The organism is Candidatus Stoquefichus massiliensis AP9, from assembly GCF_000455285.1.
GTDB classification, from domain to species: domain Bacteria; phylum Bacillota_I; class Bacilli_A; order Erysipelotrichales; family Coprobacillaceae; genus Stoquefichus; species Stoquefichus massiliensis.
On the sequence record NZ_HG005296.1, the window covers coordinates 1 to 10,371 of the forward strand.

Here is a 10,371-nt window from a genome sequence, read left to right on the forward strand (position 1 = left end):
CTTCTAAAGTCAGGTTTGATGTATTGTCACGCTTTTTTTACTTTTTATGTCTTTTTTCTTTTAAAACTGTAAATAATAACCAAATTCCTAGTCCAACTGCTGTCATATACCCTATAAAACCCAATGCTGGAATGCCAAAAACTTTTGGTGTCATTTGTGTCGTACATAATAAACTACTTGCCATTAATAATCCTGCACTCACAATTCCAACAACTAGTTTATTAACCATATGATTAATAGTTGTTAAAGGAACACTAGAATCCATAATATCTAAATTGATTTTTAAACGTCCTTTCATCATCATTCGTATCACTTCTGATAAATGAATAGGAAGATCTAAAGTATTTTGTGTTGATTCATATATTTTGTGAACAGAATTGACAAGTTCTTTTTTTAAATCAAACTGAGCTGTTATGTGATTAGCAACATGATTAGCAGCAATTTCTATAATGCTAATGTGAGGATCAATCAGCATAACTGTACTTTCAATAGTTACTAAACCTCGTGCTAACATACTGACTCCTTTAGGCATAGAAATATGATGACGATGAGCAATCGTAAAAATTTCCTGTACGACATCACCTAAATTAATATCTGTTAAATCCATACTCACATAGTGAGACATAAAAGTTTCAATATGATCATAAAACAATGTATAGTCAATACGATCATCATGTTCTCCCAATGTTAATATGACGTCAACAAGTTTTTGCGTATCGTTTTGTCCAATTGCCATAACAGCATTTTTCATTAAATCCTTTTCTGCACGACCTAGAATTCCCATCATTCCAAAATCAATCCAAACAATTTGACCATCTCTTATTCTTAAATTACCAGGATGAGGATCCGCATGAAAAAAACCATCGTCAACAATCTGTTTGATATAATTCTCTGCAAGTTTAGCAGCAATTTCTTCACTATTATAACCATTTTTTCTTAAAGTGATAAGATCATCAACTTCATAACCATCAATATATTCCATAACAAGAACCTTACTTGTTGTATAATCAGTCTCTATTATTGGAGAACCTATATAAACTATGTCCTCATTTAGATGTTGAAAACGTTTAGCGAACGCTGCTTCATTAAGAAAGTCCATTTCTTCTTTAGCTGTATGCCAAAATTCATCCAAAACTATATTTAAATCTACAACGCTCCCTAAAACTTCATTTAACCTTAATAATTTAATTGCACGGCGAACAAGTGAGATATCCCTTTCCATCATTTCATAAATACCAGGACGTTGCACTTTTACAACAATATGCCGACCATCTTTTAATATTGCCTGATGAACTTGAGCTATAGATGCACTCCCTAAAGGAATATCAGCAAATTGAGAAAAAACATTTTCTAGTCTTGTTCCATACTCCTCTTCAATGACCTCTCTTACACTTTGAATGTCCATAGGTGCAACATTATCTCTTAATTTCACCAATTCCTGGCAATATCGTTGTGAAAACATATCTTGCCGAGAAGCCATGATTTGCCCAATTTTAACAAAAGTTGGTCCCAAATCTTCTAATATCATTCTAAATTTAACAGGATTAATTCCTTTAGCAAGATGATGTTTTCTAAGAATTGATACAATCTGAGCCAAACGACGTTTACTGCTTAATGCTTTATACTTATTCTGACTCATTCTTTAAACTTTGTAACTCTTCAATCTTAGCTTTTAATTTTTCCAGTTCACTAGGATCTAACTTTTCTAAATCCTGACTCACTTTTTCAGCATTAACAGGCTCTCTTAATTTCTCTGCAACAGTATGTTTTAATTCTTCATTTAAGACTTTTCCTTGTTCAACAGTAAGTTCACCTTTTTTAACAAGCTGTTCAACAACTTCTTTAGATTTTTCAGCAGTTACAGCCATAGCTCCTAACCCAGCTAATAAAACCTTTTTTAAATCTTCACTTAAATTATTCATAATCTTCATCTCCTTTATCTTATTTTACCACTTTTCTTTCAATCGTCACTCTATTTTTATTCATCAATATAAAAATAATGCTATAATAATGATACAAGGAGTGAAAATATGTCAAAAATTCAAAATGTTCCTCAAATCAAAAATCCTATTATAACTGCTGTAAGAGGTCAATTAGAACAAAGAGCAGCATGGTTATACTTATTATGTGATGAAGCTCAAAAGAAAGGTATACAGCCAATGGACATTGGTCCTGCTGCTATTAAACGCTGTGGTTTAGGACAGGGACAATATCTAGTCAAGAAAGGACAAACAACAAGTTTGAAAGGACTCAAAAAAACACTTTTTACAAAGCCTGCTCAATGGGTTTTTGAAATGAAAGTTCAAAACTGTAGTGATGATCAGTTAGAAATTCATTTCCATTATTGTCCTCTTGTGAAAGCATGGCAAAAAGCTGGATGTACAGATGAAGAGATTGCCATGTACTGTGATATTGCCATGTGTGGAGATTGTGGTATTGGTGAGGCTTATGGCTGTAAACTTGATTTACAGAAAACGATAGCTAATGGAGATGAAATTTGTCATTTGCGTTATTATCGAGAAAAAGAATGATTTGTTCATTCTTTTTTGTATTAATTTTTTGAACTTGTGAAGAATAAATATGGAGGTGAGATGATGAGTCCCAAAGAATTACTCTATATTGAAGATGCATTAGGTCATGAAAAATTTATGAAAACACAGTGTTTAGAAGTGGCTTCAAAAATACAAGATAGTGAACTTAAGAACTATGTTACCCAACTTGTTCAAAATCATGAACAGTTATTTCAACAATTTTTTAATCTTTTATAGAAAGGAAGATCAAACATATGGATGATAAATGTTTAATGGAAAGTTTATTAATGACAATTAAAGGTGTCAGTGATTTATATTTACATGGGACACTTGAGTCAAATACTGAAAATGTTCATAATACTTTTGATAAAGCATTATGTGATACATTAACAATGCAGCATGAGATTTATATGAAAATGGCTGCAAAAGGCTGGTATCCAACACAACAGGCGCAATCCCAGCAAATCATGCAAACTAAACAAAAATTTGCTACACAAGGTTAAATAGAAAGCAGAAAGAAATTATTTTTCTTTCTGCTTTATTGCTTTATAGAAGCGTTGTAATCCATCATGTAGTCTTTCTAATGGACAAGCAACATTCATACGAATAAATGACCTTCCATTTTCACCATATTCTAAACCATCAGATACATATAAGCCCGTTGTTTCTCTTATATCATTAACTAATTCAACACTATCTTTACAAATATATGAACAATCAATCCATAAAAGATAAGTCGCTTGTGTTGGTACAACATGAAGATGAGGTAAATATTGCTCAATAAAATGAATAGCTATTTGCTTATTATTTTCAATATATGCTCTTAATTCATCAAGCCATGTTTCACCTTTTTCAAATGCTGCAATGGTTGAACATATTGCAAAACTATTTGGTTCAGCAACTTCATCTGTATTAATACCACGATTCACTTTATGATATAAAATAGGATTTGGCACAACAATACAAGCCGTTTGTAAACCTGCTAAATTAAATGCCTTTGTTGGAGCAATGCAAGTGATACTATTCATAAGATTTGTTTGTGATACACTGGCAAAAGGAATGTATTCATCATGAGGGGCAGTGATATCACAATGAATTTCATCTGATACAACCATTACATGATGTTTTGCACATAAATCACCAATTCTCTGTAGTGTTTCTTTATCCCAGATCTTTCCTATCGGATTATGGGGATTACATAAAATCATCAAAGTTGTCTGAGAAAGTGAAAGTTTTCTTTCTAAATCTTCAAAATCAATATGATAATCATAACCATCATAAATGAGATCACTTGATAAAACATGACGTCCATTATTTAAAATAGAATTATAAAAGATATTGTATACTGGTGATTGGATTAAAACATTTTCACCAACTGTTGTCATCTTTCTAACAATAGATGAAATAGCTGGTACAACTCCTGTACAAAACATCATCCATTCTTTTTCGATGTAATAATGATGTCTTTTTAGCCACCAGTTTTGGATACTTTGAAAGTACTCATCAGGCACAATATTATATCCGAAAATACCATGATTCACTCTTTGATGCAACGCCTCAATAATTTCAGGAGCAGTTTCAAAATCCATATCTGCAACCCACATAGGCAATTCATTATCTTTGACATCCCATTTAAGTGAATTTGTATGGTGACGATTTGTTAATTTTGAAAAGTCATATGTCATATGATTTCCTCCTAACTGCATACACATTCTTTTGATTGAATTTTTACCATTGGCTGTGATGTTATAATCTGAGTTTGTGATGGATTAATCTTTGTTTCATCCATAATTAACTCTCCTATACTTAATGCCTGAATAACACCAGAAATTGGATTCATAATACTATCAATATATGAAACAATTTCAGCATCAATATTTTTACAGTACTCAAATGCCAAAGTTGTATTCATGAATCGACAATTCACAAGTTTTAGATTTTCAATATAACACAATCCTTGTAAACTCTCAATTGTACAATTGACAAATGTAATATTCTTTGTATTCCATGCTAGATACTCACCAATAATAGTAGAATCATAAACTGTTACATTCTCACAATTCCAAAAAGCATCTTTAGATATTAATTTTGAATGATGGATTTCAATATTCTTACAGCCATCAAAACAATAATTCCCTGTTAAATTTAAATCATGAATAACAATATTTTCACTATTCATTCCAAAATAATCTCCTCTTGCTCTTACATGATTCAATTGAATATTCTGACAATTCCAAAATGATTCCAGAGCCATTGGCATATCAACATTCTTTAATGTTATATCACTTGATCTTCTAAATGTTTTAGGTGCTTCAATAATACTATCTTGAATATCAATATGATGTGTATACCAAATACCTGAACGAGCTGTTTCTAATAAAGTAGAATTGATGACTTTGATATTTTGACTGTACCATAATGGGTATTTCCATTTAAAAATGCTTTGGTCAATATCAATATGTTTGCTTTCTTTTAATGGTGACTCCCCATCTGCAAAAACTGAATTTTCAACTCTTATATTTTCACTTTGAAAAAGTGCTCTTTCACCACTTAAATATTCCTGATTAATAACTTTCATTCATTTTCCTCCTTTTGAAATGTTACACTTATACTCTTGTTTCCTAATTGATGACTCAAACCCGTTACATCTTCAATATGTCCTATTCTTGTATATTGATAAGATGTTTGAAAATCTTTATAAAATAAGACAAGGCAATTATCTTGAAAAAGCATGATATCTCCTACTTTGATTTGATTTACTGATTCTGGATGTATTGGTAAACTTTGATCTAAATAATAATATTTTTCATTTCCATGAAGTTCTTCCATTTGTAGAGTCATAGGTAATAATTTAATGAATTCTTCAACTGTTGAATGATCATAGAGTTCTATTTTATATTTTTGTTCATTGATAACAATATTCATTAATTCATCTCCTCTTTCATCTTGACTGACTGCTGTATCTCGTAATGGATCTGGTTGTGATAATTGACAGCCATAAACAAGGCACACAATTATAAACAGACATATATACTTTCTTTTAAGCAATGCTTTTCCCCATCAAATAAGCCTCTTTTAAAATATGTGTATGCTTTTCAATATCCCCATACTGATCTATGCCTACCCCCTTTACAACACCTTTTAATGAAACTCCATCAAAACACTTGATCCATCCTTCTAAACCTAAAATAGCCCCATTCATTGATGATTCATCTTCATCAGCTGAAGTTGTTAATAAATAAATATCCCTAAACTGATAATCATCTTCAAACAACGGATTTGTACGATCTAATAATGTTTTCATTTGTCCACTCATTTCATAGAAATAAATAGGCGTTGCAAAGACAATAACATCTGAATTTTTCATCTTTTCAACAATTTCATTTCCATCATCCTGAATAACACAAGATTTCTTATTTTGACATACAAGACAGCCTTTACAAAAATGAATATCCTGATCTTTTAAATTCATTTTTGTAACCAGATTTCCCCTTTCCTGAACACCTTTTATAAAGGCATCTGCCAGTGTGTCTGAATTTCCCCCACTGCGATAACTTGTTGAAATAACAAGAATGTTTTTATAACTCATGATTTTGTTCCTCCTTCTTTAATGAATATAATAAATAATCTAAACAATCTATTTTCTTCTGAACTTCATGCATATCTTCTTTTAATATGCATCTATGACATTTTAAAAAATGCACCTGTTTTTTATAATCTTTATTTTCTAAATACTGCATAAAACAATAAATCTGTTCATTATTACATCCAGCATCTTGCAAGTTTCTCATGATCTGTAATTCTTGAACGAATTTCTGTGACTGCATATCATGACCTCCTCTTGATCTTATTATAATTCTCGTCTTCATTAATATCAAATACCTATATCAAATAACATACTATACTTGAAAAGCATGGATACAAAAAGTATAATAAAGAAAAGGAGTGATTCTATGGAACTGCGTGTTTTACAATATTTCCTTGCGATTACAAGAGAAGAATCTATTTCAGGAGCAGCCGAACATTTACATATTACACAGCCAACATTATCAAGACAAATGAAAGAATTGGAAGAAGAATTAGGTAAACAATTATTCATTCGTGGTAATCGTAAAATTACTTTAACTGAAGATGGGATGTTTTTAAGGAATAGAGCTGAAGAAATTATTAATCTTGTTGAAAAAACGGAAAGTGATTTCTTGTTATCGGATACTTCAATAAGTGGAGACATCTACATTGGAAGTGGTGAAACAGAAGGTATGAAATTAATTGCTAGAGTTATCCAAAAATGTCAAGCTGAATATCCTGATATAAAGTTTCATTTATATAGTGGTAATGCTCAGGATGTTGCTGAACGAATAGAAAAAGGATTATTAGATTTTGGTATTTTTGTAGAACCTGCAGATGTTTCACAATACGATTTTTTAAAACTACCTGTTAAAGATACTTGGGGACTCTTAATGCGAAAAGATAGTTTACTAGCAAATAATGATTCAATTACTGCTGATCAGCTAAAAGATATTCCATTAATTTGTTCTCATCAGAATATGGTTCAAAATGAAATATCTGGTTGGATGAATAGTGATTTTGATCAGTTAAATATTGTTGCCACTTATAATTTAATCTATAATGCGTCCCTGATTGTAGAAGAAGGAAATACTTATGCTCTGACATTAGATAGACTTATTAATACAACTGGTGATAGTCAATTATGTTTTCGTCCACTTGAACCAAAATTAGAAGTTGGATTAACACTTGTATGGAAAAAATATCAAATTTTTTCGCGAGCAGCAGATTATTTTCTCAAAACATTAAGAACTGAAATTGAAAAGGATTCCAAGTAGAATCCTTTTTCTATCGTATAAAACTGATTAATTCACTGATTTGCTGTATCATTAAAGTTGGCTGTATATCATCCTGTGATAAAATTTCACCATTATGATTGACCCATATGCCCTTAAGCCCATATTCAATAGGAGCTTTTACTTCCCAAAGATAGTTATCACCTACCATACATGCCTGATTAGCCAAAACATCACAAAAATCTAATGCCTTTTGATAAACACGTCTATCCGGTTTACCGATTCCCTGTTCACCTTCTATAAGAATCAAGTCAAAATGTTTCTCTAAATCAAAACGTAAAATCTTTTCTCTTTGACGTGTTCCATCACCATTGGTTATTAACACAAGCTTATATCCGTGAGAATGAAAATAGTCCAATGTTTCATGAACATCAGAATACAAATAAATAGCTTTTTCTTTATAATATGCATAATGATCCAATAAAAATGCAATAGCCAAATCATTATTCATATCTAAACTATCAAATGCTTTTCTTAATATTCCTTTTCTCACTAATTGAAAATCAACATTTCCTTTAGGACGATTCTCCTCATTAGACCAATAAGCATCATTAATCACATTTATTTGATGTGCTAAAGTGAGTGCATCTATGCTTATCTCCATTTCATTTGTTAATTGCTGACAAGTCAATTCCCATGCTTGATGTGTCACTCCACCAAAACAAATAAGTGTATCATCTAAATCAAAGAAAAGAGCTTTTATTCCTTCTATCACTATATCATCCTTCTTTCCAATCCTTACATTGTTTATATTAAACAGATAAAGATATAAAATCAAATACTTCATTTTTATATCCTCACATACTTAAAAAGCATATCCTCATTTTCATAACCTTCTAAATATCTATAGCAAATATCTTCCATAAATATTTGACGAATCCAAAATCTTTATAGATCATAAAAAAATACATATACATAATTGTAAATATGGATAAGTTACTTTCTTATTCTTTTAAGAAAGTTTTTATTTTGATCAGTAAAATTGTAAGAATGATTTAATTCGTCATACGAAAAAAGCAGGCAAAAATTTTGACAGCTTTTTGAATTATATATTTAAATTTCATTTTATTGGTACTTTGGCGCCCTCGATAGGAGTCGAACCTACGCAAAACATGCCTTAGGAGGGCACTGCTCTATCCACTGAGCTACGAGGGCAATTATAACAAATATAGAACATTTCCAAATTATTTTATCATGAATACCCTCACTTTTCAACATCTTCATCCTGAAATCATTATATCATTTCAAGAAAAATATAACCCAATACTTTACGTATATATTTATTAAATATAATTCCTATGACAATTAAGAACGTAGCAGTTAAGACATAACCAAAAACTAACTTGCCATCAAACTCAATAAAGAATATACTACCATACATCATAAGCCCAGTTATAAAAAAGATTGTAGAAATAATGACTTGATATTTTTTAAATAATTCCTGTACTTGACGAAATGTAGCTATTCCCAAAAAACATAAAAGAATACTAATACCAAATAAAAATTCACTGAATGTATTGTCGGTTTTATGAGAAAGTACACCAACTCCAATACTACCTACAATAATTAACATCATTCCAATAAATACTCTTGCATGTCTTGACAAGAAGAAATCTCTTACACACTTTAAACTCAATAATATAGGAATAAGTAATGAACAAAAAGCTGCTATAACTAAATACAATTGACCTGATAAGAAAGAAATAATTAATGTGATAAACCACATTATCATAACTGCATCTCTGTGAAATTCAAAATGCATCATTTCATTATGTTCTTGATCTTTATATAACTGAATTGTATCATCTATGGCTTCTATTGCTTCATCAATAGAATATTCACCTTTCAATACATCATTAGCATAATCAAGATAACTTTTCTTTGTTTCAACAAAATGAATATTTACATCATATTCATGTTTTTTATTTTGTAATAAATCATAATTATGATGAATAAGTATACTTTCTATTTCATCTAAAGAAAATTCAAGTTTTCTTAAAAAAGTTATTTTTCCTATTACTTCTACACTATCTCTATCATATTCTCTATATCCAGAGACATTTCTTGTAGGTTTGATTAATCCTTTATCTTCATAAATAAGCAATGCCTTTCTTGATATACCATATTTTTCTGTAACTTCTTTTATCTTCATGATAACCACCTCATAATCATATTAAACCTATCCCCAAGGGATAGGTCAAGTGATTATTTGAACATTTCCTCTTTTTTGGTTCCATAGATCTAATAATCGTTGAATATAATAGATTGTCATTTTCTCATACCATTCACCTGTATTTAAATCAACTAAACAAAAAAGATGATCTTCTCTTTCTACAAGTGTTAAATGATAATAATAAAGACTAGATTGTATATCAACATCAATAGACATAAAAATACCTCCTATTCTACTTTATGAAATAGGAAGTATTTTATGATATTTTAAAACAGGAATCACTGTACACAAATAAGTTATAGAAAATAAGAATCCTGCTATAACATCACTTGTAAAATGAACACCTAAATAAATACGCGTTATACCTATCAAAATAGGCATACTTAATGTTAGAACTGCTATCACTTTATGTTTTTTCCATAAGAAATAAGCAATCATCCCAAACACAGCCATTGAAGCCATAGCATGTGCTGAAGGAAAACTATAACTCGTTTCTTTGACCAGATGAATGACATCAGGTCTTGGTCTTGCAACGATAAATTTAATCAATTGATTCAATATAGCAACAATCGCAACATTGATACTGATAAAAAATCCTTTTTTGATATGTGTAACCAAACATATCATACAAATGATAATAATACCTAACGTTGATCCTAAAAATGTAATAACAATCATAATTCCAGTTAATTGCTCACTTGTCAATGCTTGGAGACCTTGATATACTTGCTGATCTAAACTTGTGAATGCTCCTAAAGAAAAAGCAATAAGATAAATAATGAGAATAAGCCAAGATAAAAGCATA

15 protein-coding genes and 1 tRNA gene are annotated in these 10,371 nt (G+C 30.3%); 4 read left to right on the top strand and 12 right to left on the bottom strand.

Features of this window, described 5'->3' with window-relative positions:
* Positions 1-37: 37 nt before the first annotated feature.
* Together BN350_RS16320 and BN350_RS16325 are read right to left on the bottom strand one after the other, a co-directional pair.
* A complete protein-coding gene (locus tag BN350_RS16320; protein ID WP_028044550.1) occupies positions 38-1,639 on the bottom strand; it encodes an ABC1 kinase family protein in 1,602 nt (533 codons plus the stop codon).
* A complete protein-coding gene (locus BN350_RS16325) occupies positions 1,626-1,922 on the bottom strand; it encodes a phasin family protein (protein ID WP_028044551.1) in 297 nt (98 codons plus the stop codon). The genes BN350_RS16320 and BN350_RS16325 overlap by 14 nt, the downstream gene beginning before the upstream one ends.
* Positions 1,923-2,030: 108 nt before the next feature.
* Between BN350_RS16325 and BN350_RS16330 the strand changes: the two genes are divergently transcribed.
* From BN350_RS16330 to BN350_RS16340, 3 genes are all read left to right on the top strand, one after another.
* Positions 2,031-2,531 carry an L-2-amino-thiazoline-4-carboxylic acid hydrolase gene (locus tag BN350_RS16330; RefSeq protein WP_028044552.1) on the top strand — a complete coding sequence of 167 codons (501 nt, stop codon included), beginning with the start codon at positions 2,031-2,033 and terminating at the stop codon, positions 2,529-2,531.
* A gap of 63 nt (positions 2,532-2,594) precedes the next feature.
* On the top strand, positions 2,595-2,768 hold the full coding sequence (locus tag BN350_RS21085) for a hypothetical protein (RefSeq protein WP_187117153.1): 174 nt from the start codon (positions 2,595-2,597) through the stop codon (positions 2,766-2,768).
* A 17-nt stretch (positions 2,769-2,785) separates the two neighbouring features.
* Positions 2,786-3,034 carry a spore coat protein gene (locus BN350_RS16340; protein ID WP_028044553.1) on the top strand — a complete coding sequence of 83 codons (249 nt, stop codon included), beginning with the start codon at positions 2,786-2,788 and terminating at the stop codon, positions 3,032-3,034.
* A gap of 18 nt (positions 3,035-3,052) precedes the next feature.
* Here BN350_RS16340 and BN350_RS16345 read toward each other — a convergent pair whose 3' ends face one another.
* From BN350_RS16345 to BN350_RS16365, 5 genes are read right to left on the bottom strand one after another with little or no spacing between them, the layout of a single operon-like run.
* Positions 3,053-4,216, bottom strand: a complete 1,164-nt coding sequence (locus BN350_RS16345) for a MalY/PatB family protein (RefSeq protein WP_028044554.1) — start codon at positions 4,214-4,216, stop codon at positions 3,053-3,055.
* An 11-nt stretch (positions 4,217-4,227) separates the two neighbouring features.
* Positions 4,228-5,109: a DUF3737 family protein gene (locus BN350_RS16350; protein ID WP_028044555.1), complete on the bottom strand. Its 882-nt coding sequence runs from the start codon at positions 5,107-5,109 to the stop codon at positions 4,228-4,230.
* Complete coding sequence (locus tag BN350_RS19610) at positions 5,106-5,579, bottom strand: cyclophilin-like fold protein (protein WP_231385315.1); 474 nt, start codon at positions 5,577-5,579, stop codon at positions 5,106-5,108. The genes BN350_RS16350 and BN350_RS19610 overlap by 4 nt, the downstream gene beginning before the upstream one ends.
* The gene (locus BN350_RS16360; protein ID WP_028044556.1) at positions 5,572-6,120 is read right to left on the bottom strand and encodes a flavodoxin family protein; all 549 of its coding nucleotides are present in this window, start codon (positions 6,118-6,120) and stop codon (positions 5,572-5,574) included. The genes BN350_RS19610 and BN350_RS16360 overlap by 8 nt, the downstream gene beginning before the upstream one ends.
* Positions 6,110-6,358, bottom strand: coding sequence for a hypothetical protein (locus tag BN350_RS16365; protein ID WP_028044557.1), 249 nt, complete (start codon positions 6,356-6,358; stop codon positions 6,110-6,112). The genes BN350_RS16360 and BN350_RS16365 overlap by 11 nt, the downstream gene beginning before the upstream one ends.
* Positions 6,359-6,484: 126 nt before the next feature.
* Here BN350_RS16365 and BN350_RS16370 point away from each other — a divergent pair, with 126 nt between their 5' ends.
* Positions 6,485-7,375: a LysR family transcriptional regulator gene (locus BN350_RS16370; protein WP_028044558.1), complete on the top strand. Its 891-nt coding sequence runs from the start codon at positions 6,485-6,487 to the stop codon at positions 7,373-7,375.
* Between the two features lie 10 nt (positions 7,376-7,385).
* Here BN350_RS16370 and BN350_RS20075 read toward each other — a convergent pair whose 3' ends face one another.
* The 5 genes from BN350_RS20075 to BN350_RS19620 all read right to left on the bottom strand — a co-directional run.
* Positions 7,386-8,108 (bottom strand): HAD family hydrolase, encoded by a 723-nt coding sequence (locus BN350_RS20075; protein ID WP_222704660.1) that lies wholly within the window; start codon positions 8,106-8,108, stop codon positions 7,386-7,388.
* Positions 8,109-8,470: 362 nt separating this feature from the next.
* Positions 8,471-8,548, bottom strand: a tRNA-Arg gene (locus BN350_RS16380).
* Positions 8,549-8,627: 79 nt separating this feature from the next.
* Positions 8,628-9,545, bottom strand: coding sequence for a MerR family transcriptional regulator (locus BN350_RS16385; RefSeq protein ID WP_028044559.1), 918 nt, complete (start codon positions 9,543-9,545; stop codon positions 8,628-8,630).
* Between the two features lie 45 nt (positions 9,546-9,590).
* On the bottom strand, positions 9,591-9,782 hold the full coding sequence (locus tag BN350_RS16390) for a hypothetical protein (protein WP_028044560.1): 192 nt from the start codon (positions 9,780-9,782) through the stop codon (positions 9,591-9,593).
* 21 nt (positions 9,783-9,803) lie between these two features.
* Positions 9,804-10,371 (bottom strand): phosphatase PAP2 family protein (locus BN350_RS19620; protein ID WP_044600420.1); only part of this gene is annotated, 568 nt, incomplete at its 5' end.

What these genes read in the sequence shown, in the direction of transcription:
- BN350_RS16320 (WP_028044550.1), bottom strand. Translation starts at nt 1,639, where the DNA reads ATGAGTCAGAATAAGTATAAAGCATTAAGCAGTAAACGTCGTTTGGCT.
- BN350_RS16325 (WP_028044551.1), bottom strand. Translation starts at nt 1,922, where the DNA reads ATGAATAATTTAAGTGAAGATTTAAAAAAGGTTTTATTAGCTGGGTTA.
- BN350_RS16330 (WP_028044552.1), top strand. Translation starts at nt 2,031, where the DNA reads ATGTCAAAAATTCAAAATGTTCCTCAAATCAAAAATCCTATTATAACT.
- BN350_RS21085 (WP_187117153.1), top strand. Translation starts at nt 2,595, where the DNA reads ATGAGTCCCAAAGAATTACTCTATATTGAAGATGCATTAGGTCATGAA.
- BN350_RS16340 (WP_028044553.1), top strand. Translation starts at nt 2,786, where the DNA reads ATGGATGATAAATGTTTAATGGAAAGTTTATTAATGACAATTAAAGGT.
- BN350_RS16345 (WP_028044554.1), bottom strand. Translation starts at nt 4,216, where the DNA reads ATGACATATGACTTTTCAAAATTAACAAATCGTCACCATACAAATTCA.
- BN350_RS16350 (WP_028044555.1), bottom strand. Translation starts at nt 5,109, where the DNA reads ATGAAAGTTATTAATCAGGAATATTTAAGTGGTGAAAGAGCACTTTTT.
- BN350_RS16360 (WP_028044556.1), bottom strand. Translation starts at nt 6,120, where the DNA reads ATGAGTTATAAAAACATTCTTGTTATTTCAACAAGTTATCGCAGTGGG.
- BN350_RS16365 (WP_028044557.1), bottom strand. Translation starts at nt 6,358, where the DNA reads ATGCAGTCACAGAAATTCGTTCAAGAATTACAGATCATGAGAAACTTG.
- BN350_RS16370 (WP_028044558.1), top strand. Translation starts at nt 6,485, where the DNA reads ATGGAACTGCGTGTTTTACAATATTTCCTTGCGATTACAAGAGAAGAA.
- BN350_RS16385 (WP_028044559.1), bottom strand. Translation starts at nt 9,545, where the DNA reads ATGAAGATAAAAGAAGTTACAGAAAAATATGGTATATCAAGAAAGGCA.
- BN350_RS16390 (WP_028044560.1), bottom strand. Translation starts at nt 9,782, where the DNA reads ATGTCTATTGATGTTGATATACAATCTAGTCTTTATTATTATCATTTA.